The following is a 22,524-nucleotide window of genomic DNA, read 5'->3' on the forward strand; positions in this document are numbered from 1 at the left end:
GATGCCCGCTACGACCGGTACCGTCAAAGCTGTCGTCTACAATCGCGTTCCCGCCGTTACGCCCGATTTCTGGCTGATCAAGCTGATGGCCGTCACCATGGGCGAAACGGCGGCCGATTATCTCAACGTGGAGATGGGCCTGGGGTTGACAGCGACATCGCTGATCATGTCGGCCATTCTGGTAGGCGCATTGATCTGGCAATTTGCACAAAAGAAATATGTTCCGGCCGCCTATTGGCTCTCGGTGGTGCTGATCAGCATCGTCGGCACGTTGATAACTGACAATTTGGTCGACAACTTTCATGTTCCGCTTATGGATACCACCATCGCTTTCTCGGTCGCTCTGGTGCTGACGTTCACACTGTGGTTCCAGGCGGAGCGCACGCTTTCAATCCACTCCATATTCACCAACCGGCGCGAGGCATTCTATTGGCTCGCCATCCTGTTCACCTTTGCGCTCGGGACGGCGGCAGGTGATCTGGTCGCCGAGAAGTTCGCACTTGGATATCTGGCGACTGGTATCCTGTTCGGGATGATCATCTGCTCGCTCAGCATTGGTTATTTCTTTCTTGGGCTCGATCCGATCCTCGCCTTCTGGCTCGTCTACATCCTGACCAGGCCTCTGGGTGCCTCCTTCGGCGACCTGTTGTCTCAGCCCAGGCAATACGGTGGCTTCGGCCTCGGGACAATCGTGACAAGCGCGATCTTTCTGGCATCTATCGTCGCGATCGTGATCTATATGAGCGTGCGGCACGAAGGAGAGGAATTGATCGCCGTTGATGAGGAGGAGGCACTAGGCAAAAAGCCGGCCGCCGCCGGCCAACGGCCCTGAAGAGGTCCAGTGTTGGGACTGGCGTCGCATCTCCAAAACTTGTCGGCCAGGTCAGTAGGTGTCGACGTCGGCGGTGTTCCGGGTACTCCTGGCACGCTTGGGCCGCCGGGTACTTCTGGCACCCTGGGTACAACTCGCATTGCGGGAGCCGTCAACCACATGTCGAGCGCGCAGTTGTTGCGGATGAAGAAGCGTTGTGCGGATGTGCTTGGCAACCAAGACGCAGATGATAGCGACCTGCGGCAACCTCGCCTGCTGATTGCGGGTCGCTAAACCGGCTTCACTTGCCTGAGCGTCCGACGCTCTAAGGCTTCCACCGGCGAATTTGCAATTGCGGAACAGTCCCACCCACGACACGTTCTGCCCACCCCGCTGCCTGAAGATCGGGCAGTAGCTTGCCCATCCTTATCAGTGCCACCGTGAGGGTATTTTCCGGGCGAAGCTTTAATGCGTATTTAAAGGCCTCGGCGTCGACATCGTAACAGGTGACGTCGAGCGGCTACCCCGGTAAAAAGAGAACCCCTTAGCTCGTTGTAGGTCTTCGGGGCCAGTTCATTCTAGGCGCCTGGCGAGCTTTGCGAGCGTGGAGCGTGAGCAGTTTGTCGCCCTCAGGATGGTGTTCCAACTCTGTCCCTTCCGAAGCATGGCTATGATGGCGTCGTTGCGTTCGGTGTCCTCTGGCCGGCCCCTCATGCGCCCCTCGGCCTTCGCCGTTGCGATTCCCTGAGCCTGCCTGCGACGCCGGTCGTCGTAGTCCTTACGGGCAATGGCGGCGAGCATGTCGAGCAACATGCCATTGATCGCGTCGAACATCCGCCCGGTGAAGGCGTCCTCGGTCTTCAGCATCATGTACGAAGTCGGCAAGTCCAGAGCGACGACCTTGACCTCCCGGTCCTTGATCTCGCGCTTGAGCTGGTCCCAGTCCTTGTCCGAGAGGCGGCTCAAGCGGTCGACCTGTTCCGTTAGGAGGATATCGCCGGGCCTGCTGTCCCTGAGCAGCCGGAATAGCTCTGGCCTGTGCAGCGAAGCCCCGCTCTCGTTCTCCTCGTAGCTTGCAGCGATGGTCAGTCCTCGCTCTCGGCAGAACGCTTCAAGGTCGCCCCGTGCCCGTCCTGCGTCCTGCTCCCTTGTCGAGGCCCTAAGGTAGGCTCGGATGAGTGTCATGATATGCGCCCCCGGTTCGGTTTGAGTGGTTTACTAATAAACGGTTCGTTTTGACAAGTCAAAGAGCATTTATCGAACCACCCCAGACCCGGTTCGAAAAGGGCACACCTTAGAGAACCTTGGACTAACTCGGCGGTGTTTCTGCTATTCGAACGCGTTTTGTTCCTTTCGGCGCTCCGGGTTTGCCGACCTCTCGCACTGCATCGAAGGAATGCATCTGCAATCTTTGCATGGGGTTGATTCTTAGTTTTGCTGGTGGCCCCCTCCTGCAACGCATCGCATTCTACAAGCGATCAGGATTCGTTTTTACCAACTCCATGACTTTCGTGGTCGATGGGGTCCAAATGGACGTGGAGATGGCGCTGCCCATCGAGGGCTTATAGTCGGTGCTCATTTCCGATGACTTTTGTTGTCTGCCGAAGGCAAGACCATCTACGGCAATTGGAGCGGAGGATCCGAAGCTCTGGGCCATTCCAACTGACTGCAATCAAAGCGGTCGGAGTTTCAGCAAAAAATCAGCAACCGTTCAGGACAAGAAGGCCGCGATAGGACCATCCTTATTCCAACAACCCAGGGGTGCTCTAAGCACAACGTCGGAGATTGGTCATGTATACCAAGGCAGAAGTGCCGTCCCCATCCGCCGAACTGGCAAGAGAGGAACTGCTACGCTTCCTTTCCACGGGGTTCGCGGGCTCCTGTCTGGGCGAGAGCAACGAGATGTTGACCTACCTTGAGACGACAGCGTCCAGTGACAAGCCAGGCGCTCCCGCCCTGAGCGGTCAAGGCCGCAACTGCACTTTCGCAGCCTCTTTTCAGCCTGGAGACTGTTTCCAGCTTGATTTTCTACCATGATGCCGCTCCGATGATGGCCGCGCGATCAAGCGCGTCTATGGGGCAAGGACTTGGCGCTACAGATTGGCAGCGCGATTCTCGACATTGAGCGGGGCACTCTCCGGCGCAATGGCGAGATCGTGTCGATACGACCCAAGACCTTGGAGTTGCTGACCTACCTCGCACGAAATCCCGGTCGGGTGCTTAGCAAGGTAGAATTGCTGGAAGCCGTGTGGCGGGGGATCATCGTCTCCGAGGATTCGCTCACCCAGTCGGTGCGCGACGCCCGAAAATCCATCGGCGATGAAGCGCAGGTCCTGATCAGAACGGTGCCTCGCCGCGGCTACCTGCTCCAGGTGCCCGAGACCGGGGCTGTTCCGACGCCATACGCGGAGGCTTTGAGAGCGGAGCCGATGGTGGCAGTGCTGCCGTTCCGCGTCGATGCCAGCAACACCGTTGGCAAGGCGCTGTTCGACGGTGCAGTCGAAGAGATCACCAATGCCCTTTCCTGTTTCAAGACGGTCGCGGTGTTGGCGCGCTATTCTGCCTTCGCATTGGCGCAAAATTCTGGCGCAGAGCTTCGCGCCACCGCCCAGGGTCTAGGGGTCGATTATATCGCCGAGGGCTACGTCGAGGGCGGAGGCGCCGACTATACCGCCCGCATAGAGTTGTCCGAGACCACGTCGGGCCGGCGCGCCTGGGGGCAGAGCTTCAGCTTCACCAAGGGTGAAATCTTTGCGTTCCAGACGTTGGTGGCGCAAAGGATCGCCACCGCACTGGTCGCCAACATAGAAAATGCTGTGATGCGTCGGGGATCGGTCGCGCCGCTAACCGCCAACGTCGATGCTTATCTCCACTTCCTTCGTGGGAAGGAACTGCTCCGCAGCTATGGAGAGGGTGTCAACGAAGCGGCACGGGACCATTTTCTCAAAACAATCGAACTCGATCCAACTGCAGGGCTCGCCCACGCCTATCTCGCACTTGCTGATGTGATCATCGGCGGCTACGGCGATGCGCCACGCGCAGTGCTTGACCAGGCGCGCGACCGGGCGTTGCATGCAATCGCCCTCACCCCCGACGAAGCGCGCTGCCACCGCATGTTGGCGCTTACGCTGCTTTATCGCGGGCGTGATGAATACGACTCGGTCGAGGAGCATTTCACACGCGCGCTTGATCTCAATCCCTACGACGCCGACGCGCTTGCCCAGACCGGCTATCTTCGGGCACTGCGCGGTGATGCCAAGGCCGGACTGGACCTGCTCGACAAGGCAGTTCTGCTCAACCCAATTCATCCGACCTGGTATTATCACGACCGCGGCGAAGCCTTGCTGATCGCCGGGCGTCACCGGGATGCTGCCGCGTCTTTCGCATGCCTTCCGCGCAAGAGCGCCGGGCAATGGGCTCGACTTGCGGTGTGCTACGCCGCTACGGGCGACGGCGACAAAGCGCTCGCTTGCGTCAGGCACGGTCACGCGCTGGTACCCGATCTCACGATCGCGCAGATCGTCGATGAATGCAGGATGGAGCGGGCGGAAGACCGCGAGCAACTGCGTCAGGGTCTGTTGGTTGCCGGCTGGGACACAGGCATTTAAGCGCTCTACAACGTCAAGCGGTCCCTTCCAGGAATCGATGGCCGCAACGAGATCTCCGCAACGCAGTTCGACCGGACAGGTGAGTGGGGCAAGCGCTTCCTTGGCTGCGTCGAGCGACGGTTAGGATATGTCGATGCCGATATAGCGTGCGACTTTGCTGCCTGCCAGGGCGGCTGCCGAACCGGGAGCTGTACCGCATGCGAGATCAGCAACGACGAAGCCATTTGAGGCCTCACCGAGTAGAACTTGGCGCAGCGCTCCATAGACTTCCCTGTGGGCCATGTAGTTTGCCGCCACCACTTTCTGGTAGGTGGCAAGACCCTTCGCGAACGCCAGCAAGATAACCATGAGCCAAATGCGGCGCACCCAGACTTTCCGCGATCGAGCCACTGTAGCGGCGGCGTAAGCACTGTAGATGCGCCGGCCGTCCTCTAGCGATCGGCGTTCGGATAGACCTTTTTCGGCCTGCGTCTCGGCTTCAAAATGCCTTTCCCCTGCCATGCACGCAATCGACGAAGAGGTGGACAGCCTCTATCGAACGATCCATTACGATCCGGGCCTGCCCGACAGAGTTCTTTCCGGCGGAATTTGGCTCAGCAGCCGCTGTTGTCTTTGTGACCGTCTGGCATTGTCGTGTCGCAAAGCTTGGCTTCGGCCAACTGTTTTGCGTCCAAATTCATCGCACCGGTGAGATCGGTTTTGTTCAAATCTGCGCCTTTAAATTTCACATATTCCAGATGGGCGTCCCGAAGATTGGTGCCGATCAGTACCGCACCCGTCAAGTCGGCGCCATGAAGGGATGCATAAGACATGTTCGCGTTCGACAGATCTGCCTTGGAGAAGTTGGCGTTCGTCAAGACGACGCCGGATAGATCGGCCCCAGCCAATTCTGCACCATTGAAATTGGCAAAGCCTAGGTTGGCACCTTTCAGATGGGCGCCCTTCAGGTTTGCGTCGGTCAGGATCGCTCCAGGCAGATAAACGTCCGCCAACATCGCGCCGGACAAATCGCAGTTTTGGCATGTCTTTTTCGTCGTGAGCAGGTCAACTGAACTCTGGTCGAAGGCGTTGGCGTCGGTCAGGGCACTGGCGAAAAGTACCCAAATGCAGCCGAATTGTACAATTTTGAAGTCCACGGGCCTTCTCCTTTTGAGCGGAGAGACGCTAGATAATGTGGGACACAAATAAACGCTGGCAATAACAGCCTCTGCTCTATTCCGGGCTTTGTCCATGCCTTCGACGCGCGAGCTTCCCAGCGCTCCGGACCACAAGGACGGACGATCGCGCGTTTGATGGTCAACCTACCAATTCCGGTCCCCTCGGACGTGGCCGATTGGACTGGATCGATCGCATCAGAGATCGAGGACCAAGTCGGCCTGAGGGTGAGAACAGCAGATCAGCACGTTGCCAACCGGAGGCGGTTCGATTGGATCAGGGCGGTAGGCAACTGTCCCAGCCACAATACCGGTTTCGCAAGCGCTCCATACACCCGTACGGCACGAGCATCGCGTTGGAATATCGCACGCTTCGGCAAGTTCTAGGAAGCTGTGATACGTCGAACCCCCTATGGACGCTTAAGCCACTTCGGGCGAACGACAGGTCCCGCACACTGCCCGCCGTGCCTGGCGAATTGAGTAGGGCTACCGTCAAGGGCGCTCACTTTGGAGACATTAAGGTTTTGCTCACTGGGTCGGCGACGCGCTGAGCTCAAGCGGCTGTCAGGAAGGCTGGCAACAAGGCCAAGCCAACGGGGAAAGTCGACATTGAATCAACAGCTGACTCAAACTGCCTCGATCAGGCTTAGCAAAGATTGGGTATCGCGCACATCGCAAAATACATATGCCATCGCCGATAGAGTCCCTTCCTGCTCAGCGTTGGACAATGTTGCGCAGGCATCCGAGATGAAGAAAACCTTGTAATTCATCATCATCGCGTCTCTTGCAGTGGACTCGCAGCAGACCTGCGATAGCGTTCCGGAGATGATCAGCGTGTCGACCCCGCGTTCCTGCAAGCGCTCATGTAGATCCGATGAGCCTGGAACGAAGGCGCCGAATCGACGCTTGATAACAAGCATATCCTCTTGTGCCACTTCCAATTCCGGCCAGAGGGCGTGACCGGCGTTTCCGGCAGTGAATGCCTCCACAAGCCGCGCCCGACGCTCGGATCCGCAGAAATGCTCAAAAAATACAGGCCAAGCCTGCACCGCCTCGGCATCGGCCGTATGCTGCGTATAGACTACAATGTGCGCGAGCCAAATGCACTTCCGCCACCTGGCCGAGTTCCATGAAGCCGTTTTGCAGATCAACGACAATGTGCGCCGTGTGACGCGGACTCAGGCTGTCGAATACCGCGATTCCGCCACGGTTGCGTACAACTCGTTCGCGAACCTCGTTCCTTATTTTGGCGTCATGCATGGGGGCGTGCCTGATTGTAGGGATAACCGCCTACACGGCACTTCTGGCCCTTAGGTCCGGTCGGCATCGCGTGGCTCTTCGCAACCCTCGGTGATCACAATGTCGGTAACTGCCTTGCCATCAAGAACCTATTCTCTCTTCGGCGGAAGGTAACCCTTGGGGCGATTTTGCATCCTGCCAATACCAGCGAAACATCCGAACGAAGGACGCGTACGGGCGTCGCTGCGGACGCCGTCTTTCCTATTTGCTTTGCCGCCTTGCTGAGAATTTTATGATCGTTGCTTCGGGTTCCGGCTCCAGCGGATCGTGCCACGGTCCTTCGTGATAGAGAACCTGCCGCAAACCACGTTGATCGACCTTCTGGCCGCCGTTCGGGCAGGGATAGGAGTTGTCCTCTTCTCGTGCCGGCTCGGCGCCGTGGCGCTTGCCCGGGATAGGCGGCCCGAGGTCCGAAAGCTTTGTCATGCCGCAGGAATTAGCCGATGGACTCGGCGTGCTGGCGCCCTGTCGTTAGGGTGCAGTTGCCGGCTTTTCAGGTAGCTCGCAAAAATAGACAGCTTCTGTTCGTAGCCTATGCGCACCATCACGTTGCACCCGACACATCTGAAGCTTCCGATTGTGCGGAGCCATGAACCAAACCTCACTGTAGGATGTGAACAGGCCGGACAGTTGAATTCCATCAGCACGTCGCTCAGTTCGTCGGCTAAAGCCATTCGTCGTTCTCCCAAACCGGTGCCCCACCGGCCCGACTCAAGCAAGAAGGTCAGAATATGTTCCACGGCGGGACTTCGGGCCGACGGTGAGCGGACTTAGGTCCTACTTTCAGCCAAACGCTGGAGGGAAGGGAACTGTCCGGGGAGTTGGAAATTGTACCCAAAATCCAGGATCGCGAGGTTTAACGTGTTCAAACATAACGAATTGCTCATGATCGAGGGCGCCTTGGCGGCGATCTTGCCTGTCGCATTTGGTCTGCTCCTCTCATGGGCTTTGTGATCGAGTCGTCCTATCCGGAGCCTGCGAAGCCGGATGGCCTGAAGACCGAACGCTCAGCCGTCAAAGGGAAAAAACCGTTCATTCACTGGAAGGGGGCAACGCCAGTGCGGCCGCCTGCGACCGCCGCTTTCTGGCTACCACTAGGAATTTCTGAATCGAGCTGGGACACCAACTCGCCTGAATATCGTCCCAACAGGCTCGATCAACGTTTCGCAAAGCCTTGGCAGCAGCCACCCGGGTCGCGGCAAATACCCATAGCCGATGACGCGTTCGACCACAAACCCGTTGGAAACGAGCATCTGGCGATATGCCTGGATGCTCAACGTACTGCGAACGACGCGCCCCTGAAATCGGTTGAGACCGCGGCAGACCAGCCCCATTGGTGAGGTTGTGTTCATGTGGATGTTCGAAACCAGCAGCCCACCGTCGTTCAAATGCTCGTGAATGGCCGACAGTGCGTCCCGCCTAAGAGTGCCTTCGGCGTTCAAGAAGAAGCGAAAAGCCGTAACGACGTCGAACCTTCTGGAAAGGGGGGCAACCGTCAGATCTGCTTTCACCAGTTTGACGTTGCTCGGGACCCGCGCGCAAGCAAGCATGGATTGAGAGACGTCGACGCCAACGACCTCACCAAACAACGGGCCTGCAACCGTTGTCACGCGGCCTGTGCCGCAGGCGAAGTCGAGGCAACTGCGAACCGGCCCGCCAAGAGGGCTGAGAATGCCTTCCACCAGGGGGCGTTCGATACGTGACCACAGGCGGCATAGTAGCCGGAACGGAAGGTTGTGGTGTAATCGGTACCGTAGCCTGGGGTCTGATGGCTCGATCGGTAATCGCTATAAGCGCTCTCCTCGAATGACCGCCCGGCCAACACATCATCACTATAACCAACCATTACGACAGACTCCATTCTGGAGCTTGATAATAAAATTCACACGTCCTGATTGATCCTCATGCGTTCACATGACGCAACCTTTACAAAAAGTTATAGAACGGGGCAGAGTTTCGATTCTACCGAGAGGCGCGGTCAATTCAGTCCGCCCTTTCGGATTTTGTTGCTTGGAACGTCAGACCTTGGCTTGAGGCAGCGAAGGGAACTAGCCGGGCCACCCGTTTGAGGAAGGTGGCGACGAGCAAATCCTACTCGCCCGTTGTCGCCTTTCAATAGAATGTACGATTTTACCGATCTGTAGTGCCGGGTTGCGGTCCCGAGATCCCATCGACCTAAAACTGCTTACCCGCGCGTATCATGGCCCGAGCGATGGCAAGCTGTGTTTCCGTTCTGGCGTTCTCTTTCTGGATCATAATTGTCCGCGAAACCGCTTTAGTGACCGCAGAATTCTCGGCCAAGAGATCGACGAAGAAATCGGCGCGATCTGCAAGTTCATGATGCCGGGATTGCGCTAGTGGAGCGCTGGGAACCGAGATTGGTAATCCACGTTTTTTCCGAAGGTCATGCCTAAATGACCCTACGACGGAGGAAACAATGAACATCAAGATGCTCACAATGGGCGCGATGGCGCTTGCGATGATGACCGGGTCGGCTCTTGCCGCTGGCAACACATCTGCACTCGACGATCCGGCAAAGATGTCGCCGTTCTTCACCGATGCCGGCATGAAAACTTTGAAGTCGGCAGCCGATTTCAAGGCCGCATGGACGGCTATGAAACCCGATGAACAGAAAGCGGTGTTGAAAGATTGCGGCGATGCCACGCTCAACAAGTCGCACGCAGATTTCTGCGCCATGGCAAAGATGATGGGCGGGTGAATCTAGGCCGTACTGTCGAAGGCGGGCCCTTAAGGTCCGCCTTCGTGTAACTGCGGCTCGTGCCGGGCCTGCGATCCCTCAGCTAGAAAGGCTTGCCAGCGCGTATCATGGTCCTTGCAATGGCAAGTTGAGCCTCCGTTCTCGCATTCTCTTTCTGGGTCATGTTGTCGGCGGCAATGAGCCGCTTCAGTGACCGCAGCACCTCGCCGCGCGTCCAGGTCCTGCAGACCATGCAGGTCGATCAGCTCCTCACCAAAGCCATCAGCTACGGCACAACGCCGTCGCTGGCGCGGAACAGGGCAAGGTGCTGAAAGTCGATGTCGCCAACGAGGTCACTGCCAAATCGCTGCAATATGTCATCGACCATGCGCCCGGGCGGCTGGTGACATGGATGGGCGGTGTGTCGTCGATCGAGGAGAAGATCATCGCCCGTCTGTCGGTCGAACCTGCCTCCGCAGTGGCCGCTGCCTCGACGTTGGTAGTCGTCCCGCCTCCGGCAGAACCGGCTCCGGCACCCGCCGCGGCCGCGTAGACAGCATGCATTTGAAGGGCATCGGGGCGAATGCAAATGAAGGAAGTGCCTAGTCGGCTGCGGGATCTCGATCCGGAAACGATCCTCTGGCTCGATCGCCTCGATAGCAAGCAGCGCGAAGCCCTGATCTGGGCAGGCCGGCTCAACCCCGAGCAGCGCGACCGGCTCGATGAATTCCTCGGTCTGGATGAGGATCACTTCGCTGCCGGCTTCGCTGTGGTGAAGCTCTGGACGCGCCTTCGGTGGCTCGGTTCCACATCGATGTGGATCATTTTGACGGTTGCCGGGTTGTTGTTGGCGATAACGCAGATCATCGACCAGGTGAAAGGAGCGAAGCCGTGAGGGTGCCGCGCACGGCATCCGAAGTTCTGACCGGCCTGGTGTTGCTGTTGGCCGGGGCTCTCGGAGTGTTGCTCTACCTGCAGATCGCGCAGGCGCTTCCCCTGTAATTCCCTACAATCGTCACGCGTCTCCCCATCGGCTCGGCCGGTGGGGACTTTCTTGCGTTTCAGCTGCCACTGATCGGCAAACTCAAAAAACCTGTAAGAAACAAGCCCCACGGAGCCGACAACCAAGCTTGGATTTGTTACTAGACGCTATGAACCTTTTTATGGCGTCCGGAATCGACCTTCTTTCATCGGGCAAGAGCGGCAAGCGAACGCCGACCCGCGTGGCTCATGTGCCACTGTTCGCCCCTAAGGCTATCGATCAGGCGATGGGGAAAAAGGTACTCGCTCCGACTGAGGAGCAGGTCGCGGCGGCTGCAAAATATGCACGTAACATCAAGAGCGAAACGTTCCGAAAGCAGAAGGAAACGGCAGTCAGAAACGCCTTCTATGATGAAATCCTGAAAGGTGTACTGGGATATCAAGGATTTTCTGGCGAAGCCGAATACAGTCTCGTATTCGAACACCCGCTACGCGGCAAACAGGTTGACGCTGCCTTGGGGCGGTTCTTTCCGTCGGGCGAGGGCAATCAAGTAGCCGCGCCGTTCGAGATGAAGGGCCCTACCACACCAGACCTCGACAAGATCATGCCAGGCCGCGGTATCAGTCCGGTTCAGCAGGCTTGGGACTATGCTGCGGACGTGCCAGGCGCGAAATGGGTGCTCGTCTCGAACTGTCTCGAAATCCGCCTCTATCGCTTCGGGCGTGGACGCGACACCTTTGAACGTTTTGACCTGTCGCGCCTCGACGATTCCGCACAACTCAAACGAATGCTTCTGTTGCTAGAAGCGCGGCGTTTCCTCGACGGCGGCACCGAAGACCTGCTAACCGAATCGGATGCAGCGCTGAAAGGGGTCACCGACGAGCTCTACGAAGACTACCGAAAACTGCGCGATACGTTGATTGGGTTCTTGCGGGACTCGGCGGGCGGCCCGAAGCTTGCGCAATTTCAAGCGATCGAGACCGCGCAGAAACTTCTCGACCGCGTAATCTTCATCGCCTTCGCTTCCGGCAATGGGATGTTGCCGAAAACGATCTTTCAACGCGCGATAACCCAGAAAGACGATTTCGAACCAAAGCCAGTCTGGCGGAACGTCAGCCGCCTTTTCCGATGGGTCGATGGTGGCAATGCTAGTTCTAACCCGGACCTTGATATCTGGCCCTACAATGGTGGCCTGTTTGCCCACGACCCGGTTGCCGACACAGTGGAGCTGCCGGACCACCTTGCTGGGGAGATGGCAAAGCTGCTGGAGTGGGACTACGGACAGGAAGTCTCGGTCACCGTACTCGGCCACATTTTCGAGCAGTCGATCGGCGACCTCGAAAAGCTGCGCGAGGGCGAGGCGCCGCCCATTTCCAAGAGGAAGCGCGAGGGCGTTGTCTACACGCCCGACCATATCACGCGGTTTCTCGTCGAGCACACCATTGGCAAGACGCTCTCGGAACGCTTCCGGCTTCTGCTTAAGTCGCTTGCGGGCCTGGACGGCCCCGACGCCAAGGGCGAGTTTCGATGGACGGAGGAGCAGGAGCGTGGTGTCTGGAGCGCCTATCTGGCCGAATTGCGCTGCCTGACCATCGTTGATCCGGCCTGCGGCTCTGGCGCGTTCCTCGTCGCCGCCTTCGATGCGCTAGCCGCTGAATATAGGCGCGTCACTCAGCGGCTCGACGATCTCGGCGTAGAGACCGAGTTCGACGTCTATGACGAGATCCTGTCGAAAAATCTTCACGGCGTCGATCTCAACGTCGAATCGGCGGAAATCGCCAGACTGGCGCTGTGGTTGAAGACGGCGCGTCGCCAACATAGGTTGGCCAAACTCGATCAGACGATCCGCGACGGTGACAGTCTGATCGACGACAAGACGGCGAGCGTGCGGCCGTTGGACTGGCGGGCGGCATTCCAGGAGGTGTTCGATAAGGGCGGCTTCGACATCGTTATCGGCAACCCGCCGTATGTGCGGATGGAGCTTTTGAAGGCGATAAAACCCTGGCTGGCGAAAAACTTCACCGTCGCCGACGAGCGTACCGACCTTTCAGCATATTTTTTTGAGAAGGGAGTGTCGTTGCTGAAGCCCGGTGGCCGGCTGGGCTACATCTCAACTTCCAGCTTCTTCCGCGCCGGCTATGGTGAGAAACTGCGGCTTCTACTTTCCGAGTATACCGACATCGAGGCGGTGATCGACTTCGGCGACACGCAGATTTTCGAGGCCGTGACAACCTATCCCGCGATCCTGACGGCAAGGAAAAAACAGGAGATCGGCCCGCCGGCGGGCGAGCTTTCTTTCCTCAATATCGGCAAAGGGTTGCCGTCAGACCTCGGAAGGGAATTTACAGAGAAAGCGGCGGCCATGCCGCGCGCGCGGTTGACCGGCGGCTCGTGGCAGTTCGAGGGAGATGCATTGGCGCGGCTGCGCGACAAGATCGTGAGGGGCAGGAAGACGCTTGGCGAGGTCTATGGCGCGCCGCTCTACGGCATCAAGACCGGGCTGAACGAGGCTTTCGTCATTGACAGCCCCACGCGCGACCGGCTGGTGGCGGCGGACCCAAAGTCGGCGGAATTGCTGAAGCCCTTTCTGAAAGGCGAGAACATCAAACGCTGGCGCGTCGCGCCGGAAGGGTTGTGGCTGATCAACACGCCTAGAGGCAAGGTGGACATCGAGCAGTATCCCGCAATCCGCGACTGGCTGCTTCCGTTCAAGGACAAACTAGAGAAGCGAGCGACCCAACAGGGATGGTGGGAGTTGCAGCAAGCGCAACTGGCTTATCAAGCGAAATTTCAAGAAGAAAAAATTGTCTATCCAATTATATCTCAAGGTAGGAAATTTGCTTTTGACCCTAGCGGGTACTTCATAAACGACAAATGTTTTATGATTAATTCGGATTATATCTTGATCGGACTCTTGAACAGCACCTTGTTATGGTTCTGGATATTTGGCGAAGGAACTGCTCTCCGAGGCGGCTTTTGGCGCATAGAACTGCGTGAGCAGCTCATTTCCCGCATTCCAATTCCCGATTTGGATTCTTCCAGTCGCATTCAGGTTGCTATACTCGGGGAAAAAGCAACTGAACTTTCCCGCGCCCGCAGCAATGAGAACGTGGCTTTTCATCATCGTCTGCTCGCCGATCTCGCCGCGCCCGGAACCCAGCTCTCTCGCAAACTCGAAAACTTCCACGAGCTTTCCTTCACCGAGTTCCGCGCCGAGGTGAAGCGGGCGCTGAAGGCCGAGATTCCGGTGAAGGAGCGCATCCAGTGGGAAGCACTGCACGCAGAGACCAGCGTTGAGATAAAACGGCGGACGGCGGAAATCGCGGCGGCGGAACGCGAGATCGATCGGCTGGTTTACGAGGCATACGAACTGACGCCGGAAGAAATCACGATGCTTGAAAGATCGCTGGACGGACAGGTCTGAAGCCGTTTTGTATGATCGTGAGAGGCGCCCCGGCGAATGTCAATCTGCTGGCCGGAAACCGATATAACACGCCGCCGCGGTAAAATTTCTGGAACTATTTTAGCTCAATCTTATGGAATCGCGGGTGGAGTGTCGGTGCATGCGTAGCGTTCCCGACCCTGACCGGTTGAAATTCACGAAGGAACCCATTCTAGTGCTCGAGCCGCCCGTCAGCGACGATTGGCTCCACGAGATCAAGTATGACCGCTTCCGCACCCAGCCGATCCGAGATTGGGAAGGCGTGCGCGCCTTCACCAGGACCGGCATCGATTGGTCAAAGCGTTATTGGCCTGTCGTCGACGCGGCCGAGAAGCTTCCGGCAAAGTCCTTCATCATCGATGGCGAGAACATCGCTCCGGATCCTGACGGCGGGCCGAACTTCCACCAGATGCATTCCCGCATGGCGTGGAACGCCGAGCTGCTCGCCTTCGTCGCCTTCGACATCATGTACCTCGACGGGCAGGACGTTCGCGCGCTGCCGGCGATCGAGCGCAAGGCGAAGCTCTGGAACCTGGTGAAGCCAGCCGACGGCATCATCCAGTATAGCCAGCACGTCGAGGGCAACGGCGCCGAGTTCTTCGCGGCCGTCGACAAGATGGGACTCGAGGGGATCGTTTCGAAGCGCAGGAATAGCCCTTACCGCGCCGGCAAGTCCGATTCTTGGGTGAAGGTGAAATGTCAAACGGCTTCCAAAACTGACCCTCGATCGGCGTCCAATTTTGACCCCCTATGCAGTGCGCGGCGGTCAGCATTCGCCCGGGCGGAGCTGGTCAGGGTTGCGCAGCCCGGGCGAACGCGGATGGCGCTGGCAGCTTGATGGGGTGATCAGGCGCGGTTCTTGAAGCGCCAGGATTCGTTTCCGGTCTCGATGATCTCGCAATGATGGGTGAGACGGTCGAGCAGCGCTGTCGTCATCTTGGCGTCGCCGAAGACGGCGGGCCATTCTCCGAACGCCAGGTTGGTGGTGACGATGATCGAGGTCCGTTCATAGAGCCTGCTGATCAAGTGGAAGAGCAATTGTCCGCCGGCCTGGGCAAAGGGCAGATAGCCGAGTTCATCGAGCACGACGAAGTCGAGCCGGGTGAGGTAGTCGGCGATACGGCCCTGCTTGCCGCCGCGGTGCTCGGTCTCGAGCCGGTTGACGAGATCGACGACGTTGAAGAAGCGGCCACGTGAGCCGTTGCGGATCAGGGAGCGGGCAATGGCGATTGCCAGATGCGACTTGCCGGTTCCGGTGCCGCCGATGAGCACGGCGTTGCGCTGGTCGGCGACGAAGGTGCCGTTAGCAAGGTCCCGGACCAGCACCTCATTGACCGGCGTGCCGTCGAAGTCGAACTCATCGATGTCCTTGGCGATCGGCAGCTTGGCGACGGTGAGCTGGTATTTGATGGAGCGGGCCTGCTTCTCGGCGATCTCGGCCGACAGCAGATCGCCGATGATCCTCGGCGGCTCATGCTGACGCTTGATGCCTGTCGCCATGACCTCGTCATAGGCGCCCCGCATCCCGTAGAGCTTCAGCGTGCCCATCAGTTCCAGAACCTGGGTGCGTTCCATCAGCTTGCCCTCCTGAGGCTGTCGTAGCGGGCGCAGTCGGCTTGCGGTTCGTGCTGCAGGCGAAGAGCGTCCGGGGTGAGAATGGTGACTGCCGGCGCCGGATCGCGCTGCCGCGCCAGGATGTTGATGATGACGGCGGATGAGCAGACATTCTGATCGAGCGCGTCCTGGCAGGCAGCCTCCACGGCATCAATGCCGTCGGTCAACACCGTGGCCAGGATTGACACCATCTGCCGATCGCCGTCATGCGCCGCTTTTAATCGGCGTCGGATACGCTCCATCGCTGGTGGCAGAGCCCAGTCCCGGAATGGCGCGCCATTGCGCAGCGCGCCGGGCTTGCGGGCAAGTACAGGGACGTAATGCCAGGGATCGTAGACCGTCTCGTTCCGCCCGAAGGAGCGGGCATGTTCGGCGACGACCACGCCGTCCTGGCGGATGACGATCCTGTCGGCATAGGCATGGATCTCGACCGGGCGGCCGACGGCCGTCGACAGGACCGAGTATTTGTTGGTGTCGAAGCGAACCGTGCAGGTCTTCGACACCGAAGCCGGCACCGTGTGGAATCCGTCGAAGGGGCCGCGATACTCGACCAGTTTGCCGCGCTCTTCCTCGAACACGTTCCAGATCGTTCGTTCCGGTTGCTCGACGTGACGATGCGCCTTGGCGTAGGCGACGCACTTGTCCTGCAGCCAGGCGTTCAGCTCCTCATAGGTCTTGAAGCGCAGCCTGGGCGTGAAGAAGCGCTCGCGCACCAGCCCGACCTGGTTCTCGACCTGACCCTTCTCCCAGCCTGACGCCGGCGTGCAGGCGACCGGCTGCACCAGATAATGGCTGCACATCTGCAGGAGGCGGCGATTGTATTGGCGGTCCTTGCCAACAAAGATCGTTTCCACCGCCGTCTTCATGTTGTCGTAGATGCCGCGCGTGCAGGCGCCGCCGAAGAAGGCAAAGGCCCTGTCGTGGGCGTCGAACACCATCTCCTGCGTCTCCCGCGGATAGGCTCTGACGAACATCATGCGGCTGTGGCAGAGCCGGACATGGGCGACCTTCACGGTCACCGTCACGCCGTTGATCAGGACGATCTCGTGGCTCCAGTCGAACTGGTAGGCCTCGCCCGGCGCGAAGAACAGCGGCACATAGGCGTCCGCCGTCGCCGACCCCTGCGCCTTCGCCCAGCTCTTCGCGTAGCGGCGGACGGCGTCATAGCCACCCTCGTAGCCGAGACTGCAAAGCTCTTCGTAAATCCGGATCAGTGTCAGTTGCTCGCGCGCCGCCTTGCCACGGTTGCCATTCAAGAACCCGTCAAGCTGATCCTGCCACGGACCGATCTTCGGCTTGGGCTGCCGCTCGCGTTCGTAGGAGAACGATGTCTCATTGGATCTAAGAATCTTGCGGACGGTGTTCCGCGACACATGCAGCTCGCGACAAATCCGCTTGAGAGACCATCCCTGCACATGGAAGGCGCGCCGAACCCGGGCAATCGTATCCACCGACTTCATCCCCACACCATCCGCTCGCCACGACGAGCTGATGGTCGCAAATCAAAGCATCAGGGGGGTCAAAATTGGACGCCGATTCCCCGGCTTATGGGGTCAATTTTGCACGCCGATTCACAGGTGAAATGCTGGGATGTCGCCGATTTCGAGTTGCTTGGCCTAAAGCGGGAGCCTGGCAAGCAGACGGTTGGGCTCATGGCGCGGGACGGGAAATACGCCGGCCCTGCCACTATCGCTCTGACCAAACAAATGCGAGAGCGTCTAATGGCACGGGTCCGCAAGGGTAGACGGCCCGAGGGTATCCCGGAAGCGGTCACAGGCCCGAAAGTGGAATGGCTCAAGCCTGGTTTCAGGGCGCGTGTCCGCTACCTCCGAGGCGAAAACAAACTGCGCCATGCGTCCGTGCAAGATGTCCAGGAGACAGATGACAACGAAGCGGCGGTGGGCGACACCGTCCGCGATGTCGACGGCGCAGAATTCGACACCGATCCTGCGTAAGTGGTCTAGCCTACCCTGCTGTCCAGGTCATAATAAACTTGGACGAGGTCCTCAATGTCCTCGTCAGCGTCCTTGATCGTGCGCTCTAATGCGGTGCAAAGCATTTCGAAGGCGGCGGCTAGGTCACCGGTAGCCCCTAGCGCTCGCGCCTGCCGCAAGGCCTCATTCGCAGTTTGAAATCGTATGTACTCTTCCATCGGCTGCGTCATGGCGGTAGCTCCGAATTGGACGGCGATACGAACAAAAAGCATCCTACTTGTCAGGTTTCAAAACCCTTAAAGCTGGTGCCAAATGAAGCGCCGAGGGCCAAACGATTTCGTGGGGCTACAATATCGCCGGGGCGGTCACAAACTGTCCGCTGGAACCCAACGAAGGAACAATTTTAGCAAGCGATAATTTCATAGGTCGGTTAGCCAAGGGAGGGCTATCTTGACCCAACGACGGATCGTCATTGAGCGCATCGAGCGCGCCGCGCAAGAAGCGAAGCGGTTAGTCGAAGCGGAGACGAAAGCGCGAAATGCAAAGACGGCTCGATTGCGGGCGCTACGTCTTTCGGCCAAGCCCACGGAGAGGTCAGGTCCTGTAAAAAGGCGCCGGCCGCCCTCCAAAAAGCCCCCGCGGAAAGTTATTGAAGTCGACTGAGGCCAAAACGGCTTTGGATCCCCGCGGAACGTTAGTCATCCCTAAAGATTGACGCACGCGGAAGGGCGGGTGCCCGCGCCCCTTGTCGAAGATCGGTCTCCGATCGGCCCGCGCTCTCCCCGTCAGAGAGTGCCGCGGTTCCATACAAATTTTTCGATTCGACTTTTTCCGAGCCTGTGCCGAGAGTAGATTAGTTGCGTGGGTTACGGAGGCGACTTGTCATGCCTCTCGCTGGCTGTGGCGGAGTGTTCGAGCCCGAGCATCTGGACTTGCTCCAGCGGGTGTTTGACCGTTTGTGCGCCGAACTTCGGCTAGCCCAAAAAGACAGAGAACAGAGAAAAGTACTCGCTCAAGATCTCATCTACCTGTTTCAAGCGGGCGTCACAGATGAAGCGGAGCGGTGGTGTGCATTAACGAAGCGGAGCCGTGGCCGGATCCGCGAATGAGCCGGCTCGTGACATATGGGCAGGCTATGGTGGCAACGGTGCGTCGCAAGGATCGCACTAGGCGTCCTCATCCTGTTCACCCCAAAGTCGCCAGTGGGTAGGCTCCACATCCACTAAGTAGCCAGTTGTTGCGTCTTTCCACCCGTCGACGGCGCGCCTGCACGGGAATACCAAGGCGTGCATGCCGTCGTCGTCCAGAACGGCCAGTTCCAGGCTGTGAAAGAAGGGGGCATTGAGTATGGTCTGCCACATTGCAAAACGCTGCGCTCTGTCGCCTCCTTCGGCTTTGATTTCACGCAAATCTTTAAAAGCCCACAGCGGCCGACAATGTTAGATCATCATCGCCCTGGGAACATTAGCCATCTCTAAAAGTTGATCGGTGCGGCGGGCGCGTTACCCCTGCCGTAGATCGGGTGAACAGCCTTGATCGGCCCGCGCCTCTGGCCGAGAGAGCGCGGGCTTCCATTTTCCTTGAGGGGGTAGGCCGCAAGCGGGAGAGGCTTCCCCGGCTTAGGTCAACAGGCGTAATTGCGATCTGGCTTGTTGAGGGATAAAACAATTAGGCGGGGAGGACTCACGAGCCCCCACCGCAAACGGTGCGGGTGCCCGAAACCCCCGCAGCCCCACCCGCACCGGCATTCCCTCAATGGGTGGCTACAGCCGATCGAAATCAGCGAGCCCGAGACGTATTCGTTGGCCCTCCGCGAAGGCTAGGGCGAACGACTCCAATTCAAATGATCGGGTCAGTTCTTCTTCGCCATCAACCACACGGACGAACCACTCTCCGCAGGCTTCCATCACTTCAACGCAAGGATTGACCTTGCCGTCGGGCGTCACGCCATCCATCGCAAGCTCCTTAGAAAGCAGTCGTCGCCGATGGCCCGGCTAGCCTTCAGGTTGGCAGGGAGACTAACCGGGCCTTCGCCCGCCGTTAAAGGAAGCGGACGATGGAGAAAATGTTAGTCGCCCGTTGTCGTCTTTCAATAGAATGTACGATTCTTACCAATATGTAATACCGGCTTGTGCGTCCCCGAGTTCCGATCGCCCTAAAACGGCTTGGGGTGATGAAGTCTTTTCGGATCAGGCGGTTTATATCGAGATTGAGGCCTGCCTCTAACGTGGCTCGCTCCCGAGATCTTGGCATGTCACCCCACCAATTCGATTACTTTTGTGATCTCTGCGAGAAGATTGCGAAACCGCCTACGTTCGGCGATTGCCTCCGCCGAGTACCGCCCATGTTTGAACGCGTTGCTATTGCCTCTGGGCGCTCCGGGAGACTTGCCGCCGTGCAATCTGCACCTACCGTTGGGCATTGCGGGGGATTTGCACGGGTTCGCCGACCGCGTCTTGGCCCCGCACCGCAGGCTGGAGTGCATTTGCAATCTTTGCATGGGGTTGATCCTCAATTTGGTTGGTAGCCCCTCCCCCCGCCTGAGAGGCAGCATTGACAGTTCCAACGACGGCCTGCCCGCCAGCGTGGACGTGGACATGCTCGACCGTGACTTTCTGCTGGCCCTTGCCGCGATGGCGGTTGAGGGCTTCGAGCAGCGTCGCATAGGTGCGCGACAGCTTGTTGGCCTGGACAAGGTTTTCGCGCCGGCCTTCGAACGTCTGTTCGCCGATCATGGCGCGCCGGTAGCATTCCATCGCGGCGTTGTGGGTAGCGACCAATTGCGCCGCCACCATGCCTTCTAGTTCGTCCTTCGGACCGATGCCCATCAGAGCGCCGATCGTGGCGCTCAACTGCCTGTTGTGTTCGTCTGGGCTTGAGTTCTTGAGCCACAGCGCCTGCACTGCCTGATTGGCAAGCGTGCTGTTCCAATGATCGGATAGAGATCCGCCAATGTTTTTGAGCCGGCCCTTTCGATCGTTGGGATCGTCGGCAACGATGGTAGCGGCCTTGGCGGCGGTGTTTGGTTTGCTCATTTGATCATCTCACTTGCCTCATCTCCCGAAGGTTCGAGAAACTCGTCCTGCATGCTGGTGATGACAGTACTAGCGAACGCCGACAGTTGAAGATCAATCTCTTCGGCATTGAGGACGCCGCTGACCTGTAGGATGCCGGTCTGCCTGTTGAGAACCGAACGCCAGAAGCGATCAGCAGCCGGGCCATGTCGATTTTGAAGGGCGAGGATTGTTTCCCGAACAAGCTGGGTCCGGGCCGTCAGTGGGAATGCAATGATTATAGCCATTAACTCGCGCCTCCCATCAGTTGGCGTCTTTCTTCAACGTAGAGCTGTTCGGCGCCGCCGTTGACGCTGTCAGCGCCGATTCTGCTTTGGAGGGAAGGACGCCCCCGAGACGTTGGCGCCACGACCGGAAATACCCCGCCAAGACGTTCGGCCATCGAAGGAGACGGTCGCCGAGACGCGGCCTTCTGCGACGTTGGCACTGTTATGTCGCCGGCCGTATATATCTCAACTCGCGACAAAGCAGTGCCACGACGCCGGAACCATGTGCGGCGGCTGATCCCTTCCGCCACCCATGGCTGAATTTGCGCCAGACTGGACGCGCGATTTTGCCGCCCGCTGGCGACCCGATTAGCAGCTTGCCGTGCCTTGTCGCGTTTCCGCTTCCGGTCCTTAACTATCGCTTTGCGGACGCACTCTGAGATATCGCAGGCCCCGATGGTGAAAAGGTGAAGGCGTTCGCGTTCGAGAAAACCAACCTGAAGCAAATGAGCAACCGCCTGGGCGCCCAACATGTGCTTGCGTCTGACCATCTCATTCAGGATTGGGCGGATCACGCTTCCAGCCTGTGGCAATGCCCACGGCGCCCACCGTGCGCACCAGCCCCTGGCCGATTCCTCAAAATCGGCTTCGACCTTGTGACAGTGGTCGTTGACCGCATAGAACGCCGCCTTGATGAACACATCAGCATCATCCGTTTCTGGAACGAATTGGCCGTACCGCGAGCTAATGATTTTCTCGATTTCGCGGAGTTGGGCGAGAGGCAGCGAAAAAGCCCGCCCTTTCTTGCGACGTCGCACCCGGCCGTGACCGAGGGCTAGTTTTTGGCATGTCGATAAATCAGCAAGGGCGCTTGTGGGGTTGCTGGCAAACGACGCGCGCTCTTCATCGGAAATGTTAGCAATCCAAGCCGACACCCAGGCATCTTGCTTATGCACGACACCCATCAGTGCGACCTCGCCCTGATCAGCGCCGCTTGCAGGCATGCCTCGACAGCATCTTTGAACGGCAACGCGAACCGGCCCTGCAATTGAGATATCACCGCCTTGCTGCCGTCCGCAGATTCAGCAGCAAGCCATTTTGCCGCCTCTGTGATCGCAAGATCAGAAAAACCGGAAGGTTTTTCGTTATGGTTTCTGGTCTCTGATAGGTGCTCCGGCAAACCGATGACAATTGCTGCCCCCGGTCCTTGTGTTTGAGACGGCTTCGGCGCCGGATGTGACGATTGTACGGCGCCACTCGTTGCAACTTTAGCCGCACCCATCAGGCCGCCGAATCTTCGATGATAGAGGCATCGTCGCGAAGGGACATACTTGGCATGTAGTCCCGCTAAGGGGCCGCTATGACCCATCACCGTAGCGATTGAGAACGTGTCACGATGAAGCCAAACGTAATGACTCCATCTGGGTGCCGGGTTGTCGATCGGGGTACACCCCGCCTCACCCGCCTGGATCAACTCACGAAGCTCCCAGGCTTCGCGGCCGGCAAACGAAGGAACTTCATCCCGCCGCGCGCCTTTGCCTGACTTCCGGAACGTGATGGCAAATTTTTTGTTCGCTTCGTCAATTCGTGAATTAACGGGCGCCCTCGCGTCTGCTACATGCTGCATTGTCTGTTTCCTATTTCGAGTCCCTGGGGAGGGGTTGAGAAATTTAGGGGCAGATTGCTTGAGCGGTCTGCAAAC

24 protein-coding genes and 2 pseudogenes are annotated in these 22,524 nt (G+C 58.5%); 10 read left to right on the forward strand and 16 right to left on the reverse strand.

Annotated features, from left to right (window positions below; translation table 11 throughout):
- Position 1: 1 nt before the first annotated feature.
- Complete coding sequence (locus JG747_RS31735; protein ID WP_202360825.1) at positions 2 to 832, forward strand: COG4705 family protein; 831 nt, start codon at positions 2 to 4, stop codon at positions 830 to 832.
- A 552-nt stretch (positions 833 to 1,384) separates the two neighbouring features.
- Here JG747_RS31735 and JG747_RS31740 read toward each other — a convergent pair.
- The gene (locus JG747_RS31740) at positions 1,385 to 1,996 is read right to left on the reverse strand and encodes a recombinase family protein (protein WP_202360826.1); all 612 of its coding nucleotides are present in this window, start codon (positions 1,994 to 1,996) and stop codon (positions 1,385 to 1,387) included.
- Between the two features lie 606 nt (positions 1,997 to 2,602).
- Between JG747_RS31740 and JG747_RS31745 the strand changes: the two genes are divergently transcribed.
- Complete coding sequence (locus tag JG747_RS31745; protein ID WP_202360827.1) at positions 2,603 to 2,848, forward strand: hypothetical protein; 246 nt, start codon at positions 2,603 to 2,605, stop codon at positions 2,846 to 2,848.
- 50 nt (positions 2,849 to 2,898) lie between these two features.
- The gene (locus JG747_RS31750) at positions 2,899 to 4,419 is read left to right on the forward strand and encodes a winged helix-turn-helix domain-containing protein (protein ID WP_202360828.1); all 1,521 of its coding nucleotides are present in this window, start codon (positions 2,899 to 2,901) and stop codon (positions 4,417 to 4,419) included.
- A gap of 120 nt (positions 4,420 to 4,539) precedes the next feature.
- Here the strand turns inward: JG747_RS31750 and JG747_RS31755 are convergent, their stop codons facing one another.
- The 6 genes and pseudogenes from JG747_RS31755 to JG747_RS37895 form a co-directional block, all read right to left on the reverse strand.
- Positions 4,540 to 4,920, reverse strand: coding sequence for a hypothetical protein (locus JG747_RS31755; RefSeq protein WP_202360829.1), 381 nt, complete (start codon positions 4,918 to 4,920; stop codon positions 4,540 to 4,542).
- 92 nt (positions 4,921 to 5,012) lie between these two features.
- Positions 5,013 to 5,555, reverse strand: a complete 543-nt coding sequence (locus tag JG747_RS31760) for a pentapeptide repeat-containing protein (RefSeq protein WP_202360830.1) — start codon at positions 5,553 to 5,555, stop codon at positions 5,013 to 5,015.
- Positions 5,556 to 5,771: 216 nt separating this feature from the next.
- Positions 5,772 to 6,042, reverse strand: a pseudogene (locus JG747_RS37215) (2Fe-2S iron-sulfur cluster-binding protein); the annotation flags it as partial.
- Between the two features lie 157 nt (positions 6,043 to 6,199).
- Positions 6,200 to 6,622, reverse strand: coding sequence for a cysteine hydrolase (locus tag JG747_RS31765; protein WP_244748450.1), 423 nt, complete (start codon positions 6,620 to 6,622; stop codon positions 6,200 to 6,202).
- Between the two features lie 1,344 nt (positions 6,623 to 7,966).
- Positions 7,967 to 8,554, reverse strand: coding sequence for a class I SAM-dependent DNA methyltransferase (locus tag JG747_RS31770; protein WP_244748300.1), 588 nt, complete (start codon positions 8,552 to 8,554; stop codon positions 7,967 to 7,969).
- Positions 8,555 to 9,047: 493 nt separating this feature from the next.
- A complete protein-coding gene (locus tag JG747_RS37895; protein WP_446720622.1) occupies positions 9,048 to 9,251 on the reverse strand; it encodes a hypothetical protein in 204 nt (67 codons plus the stop codon).
- 58 nt (positions 9,252 to 9,309) lie between these two features.
- On the opposite strand from JG747_RS37895, the gene JG747_RS31775 reads away from it, so the two are divergent.
- From JG747_RS31775 to JG747_RS31795, 6 genes are all read left to right on the forward strand, one after another.
- Positions 9,310 to 9,591 (forward strand): hypothetical protein, encoded by a 282-nt coding sequence (locus JG747_RS31775; protein WP_202360832.1) that lies wholly within the window; start codon positions 9,310 to 9,312, stop codon positions 9,589 to 9,591.
- A 176-nt stretch (positions 9,592 to 9,767) separates the two neighbouring features.
- The gene (locus JG747_RS37605) at positions 9,768 to 9,902 is read left to right on the forward strand and encodes a hypothetical protein (RefSeq protein ID WP_274609678.1); all 135 of its coding nucleotides are present in this window, start codon (positions 9,768 to 9,770) and stop codon (positions 9,900 to 9,902) included.
- Positions 9,896 to 10,123: a hypothetical protein gene (locus JG747_RS31780; RefSeq protein WP_202360833.1), complete on the forward strand. Its 228-nt coding sequence runs from the start codon at positions 9,896 to 9,898 to the stop codon at positions 10,121 to 10,123. Before JG747_RS37605 ends, JG747_RS31780 begins: the two co-directional genes overlap by 7 nt.
- A gap of 30 nt (positions 10,124 to 10,153) precedes the next feature.
- Positions 10,154 to 10,465 carry a hypothetical protein gene (locus tag JG747_RS31785; RefSeq protein WP_202360834.1) on the forward strand — a complete coding sequence of 104 codons (312 nt, stop codon included), beginning with the start codon at positions 10,154 to 10,156 and terminating at the stop codon, positions 10,463 to 10,465.
- A 268-nt stretch (positions 10,466 to 10,733) separates the two neighbouring features.
- Positions 10,734 to 13,976 carry an Eco57I restriction-modification methylase domain-containing protein gene (locus tag JG747_RS31790; RefSeq protein WP_202360835.1) on the forward strand — a complete coding sequence of 1,081 codons (3,243 nt, stop codon included), beginning with the start codon at positions 10,734 to 10,736 and terminating at the stop codon, positions 13,974 to 13,976.
- A gap of 112 nt (positions 13,977 to 14,088) precedes the next feature.
- On the forward strand, positions 14,089 to 14,832 hold the full coding sequence (locus tag JG747_RS31795) for an ATP-dependent DNA ligase (protein ID WP_244748301.1): 744 nt from the start codon (positions 14,089 to 14,091) through the stop codon (positions 14,830 to 14,832).
- Between the two features lie 8 nt (positions 14,833 to 14,840).
- Here JG747_RS31795 and istB read toward each other — a convergent pair whose 3' ends face one another.
- Together istB and istA are read right to left on the reverse strand one after the other, a co-directional pair.
- Complete coding sequence (gene istB, locus JG747_RS31800; RefSeq protein ID WP_199201302.1) at positions 14,841 to 15,569, reverse strand: IS21-like element helper ATPase IstB; 729 nt, start codon at positions 15,567 to 15,569, stop codon at positions 14,841 to 14,843.
- Positions 15,502 to 17,068 (reverse strand): annotated as a pseudogene (istA, locus tag JG747_RS31805) (IS21 family transposase). The gene istB and the pseudogene istA overlap by 68 nt, the downstream one beginning before the upstream one ends.
- Before the next feature lie 99 nt (positions 17,069 to 17,167).
- On the opposite strand from istA, the gene JG747_RS31810 reads away from it, so the two are divergent.
- Positions 17,168 to 17,563, forward strand: coding sequence for an ATP-dependent DNA ligase (locus JG747_RS31810; protein WP_210384460.1), 396 nt, complete (start codon positions 17,168 to 17,170; stop codon positions 17,561 to 17,563).
- Between the two features lie 1,145 nt (positions 17,564 to 18,708).
- On the opposite strand, the gene JG747_RS31815 is transcribed toward JG747_RS31810, so the two are convergent.
- From JG747_RS31815 to JG747_RS31840, 7 genes are all read right to left on the reverse strand, one after another.
- The gene (locus tag JG747_RS31815) at positions 18,709 to 18,951 is read right to left on the reverse strand and encodes a hypothetical protein (protein ID WP_446720606.1); all 243 of its coding nucleotides are present in this window, start codon (positions 18,949 to 18,951) and stop codon (positions 18,709 to 18,711) included.
- Between the two features lie 354 nt (positions 18,952 to 19,305).
- Positions 19,306 to 19,497: a hypothetical protein gene (locus JG747_RS31820; RefSeq protein WP_202360836.1), complete on the reverse strand. Its 192-nt coding sequence runs from the start codon at positions 19,495 to 19,497 to the stop codon at positions 19,306 to 19,308.
- Positions 19,498 to 19,796: 299 nt separating this feature from the next.
- The gene (locus JG747_RS37610; RefSeq protein WP_342216763.1) at positions 19,797 to 20,042 is read right to left on the reverse strand and encodes an HGGxSTG domain-containing protein; all 246 of its coding nucleotides are present in this window, start codon (positions 20,040 to 20,042) and stop codon (positions 19,797 to 19,799) included.
- Positions 19,951 to 20,577 (reverse strand): hypothetical protein, encoded by a 627-nt coding sequence (locus JG747_RS31825; protein WP_202360837.1) that lies wholly within the window; start codon positions 20,575 to 20,577, stop codon positions 19,951 to 19,953. The genes JG747_RS37610 and JG747_RS31825 overlap by 92 nt, the downstream gene beginning before the upstream one ends.
- Positions 20,574 to 20,843 carry a DUF6074 family protein gene (locus JG747_RS31830; protein WP_202360838.1) on the reverse strand — a complete coding sequence of 90 codons (270 nt, stop codon included), beginning with the start codon at positions 20,841 to 20,843 and terminating at the stop codon, positions 20,574 to 20,576. The genes JG747_RS31825 and JG747_RS31830 overlap by 4 nt, the downstream gene beginning before the upstream one ends.
- Positions 20,843 to 21,826, reverse strand: coding sequence for a hypothetical protein (locus JG747_RS31835; RefSeq protein ID WP_202360839.1), 984 nt, complete (start codon positions 21,824 to 21,826; stop codon positions 20,843 to 20,845). The genes JG747_RS31830 and JG747_RS31835 overlap by 1 nt, the downstream gene beginning before the upstream one ends.
- Positions 21,787 to 22,449: a winged helix domain-containing protein gene (locus JG747_RS31840; protein WP_202360840.1), complete on the reverse strand. Its 663-nt coding sequence runs from the start codon at positions 22,447 to 22,449 to the stop codon at positions 21,787 to 21,789. The genes JG747_RS31835 and JG747_RS31840 overlap by 40 nt, the downstream gene beginning before the upstream one ends.
- Positions 22,450 to 22,524 lie beyond the last annotated feature (75 nt).

It is taken from the genome of Mesorhizobium sp. 131-3-5 (assembly GCF_016756575.1).
Classification (GTDB): domain Bacteria; phylum Pseudomonadota; class Alphaproteobacteria; order Rhizobiales; family Rhizobiaceae; genus Mesorhizobium; species Mesorhizobium jarvisii.

Excerpts from the sequence above, each read along its gene's own strand:
- JG747_RS31735 (WP_202360825.1), top strand. The coding sequence starts at position 2 with ATGCCCGCTACGACCGGTACCGTCAAAGCTGTCGTCTACAATCGCGTT.
- JG747_RS31740 (WP_202360826.1), bottom strand. The coding sequence starts at position 1,996 with ATGACACTCATCCGAGCCTACCTTAGGGCCTCGACAAGGGAGCAGGAC.
- JG747_RS31745 (WP_202360827.1), top strand. The coding sequence starts at position 2,603 with ATGTATACCAAGGCAGAAGTGCCGTCCCCATCCGCCGAACTGGCAAGA.
- JG747_RS31755 (WP_202360829.1), bottom strand. The coding sequence starts at position 4,920 with ATGGCAGGGGAAAGGCATTTTGAAGCCGAGACGCAGGCCGAAAAAGGT.
- JG747_RS31775 (WP_202360832.1), top strand. The coding sequence starts at position 9,310 with ATGAACATCAAGATGCTCACAATGGGCGCGATGGCGCTTGCGATGATG.
- JG747_RS37605 (WP_274609678.1), top strand. The coding sequence starts at position 9,768 with ATGAGCCGCTTCAGTGACCGCAGCACCTCGCCGCGCGTCCAGGTCCTG.
- JG747_RS31785 (WP_202360834.1), top strand. The coding sequence starts at position 10,154 with ATGCAAATGAAGGAAGTGCCTAGTCGGCTGCGGGATCTCGATCCGGAA.
- JG747_RS31790 (WP_202360835.1), top strand. The coding sequence starts at position 10,734 with ATGGCGTCCGGAATCGACCTTCTTTCATCGGGCAAGAGCGGCAAGCGA.
- JG747_RS31795 (WP_244748301.1), top strand. The coding sequence starts at position 14,089 with ATGGAATCGCGGGTGGAGTGTCGGTGCATGCGTAGCGTTCCCGACCCT.
- istB (WP_199201302.1), bottom strand. The coding sequence starts at position 15,569 with ATGGAACGCACCCAGGTTCTGGAACTGATGGGCACGCTGAAGCTCTAC.
- JG747_RS31820 (WP_202360836.1), bottom strand. The coding sequence starts at position 19,497 with ATGGATGGCGTGACGCCCGACGGCAAGGTCAATCCTTGCGTTGAAGTG.
- JG747_RS37610 (WP_342216763.1), bottom strand. The coding sequence starts at position 20,042 with ATGCAAAGATTGCAAATGCACTCCAGCCTGCGGTGCGGGGCCAAGACG.
- JG747_RS31825 (WP_202360837.1), bottom strand. The coding sequence starts at position 20,577 with ATGAGCAAACCAAACACCGCCGCCAAGGCCGCTACCATCGTTGCCGAC.
- JG747_RS31830 (WP_202360838.1), bottom strand. The coding sequence starts at position 20,843 with ATGGCTATAATCATTGCATTCCCACTGACGGCCCGGACCCAGCTTGTT.
- JG747_RS31835 (WP_202360839.1), bottom strand. The coding sequence starts at position 21,826 with ATGCCTGCAAGCGGCGCTGATCAGGGCGAGGTCGCACTGATGGGTGTC.
- JG747_RS31840 (WP_202360840.1), bottom strand. The coding sequence starts at position 22,449 with ATGCAGCATGTAGCAGACGCGAGGGCGCCCGTTAATTCACGAATTGAC.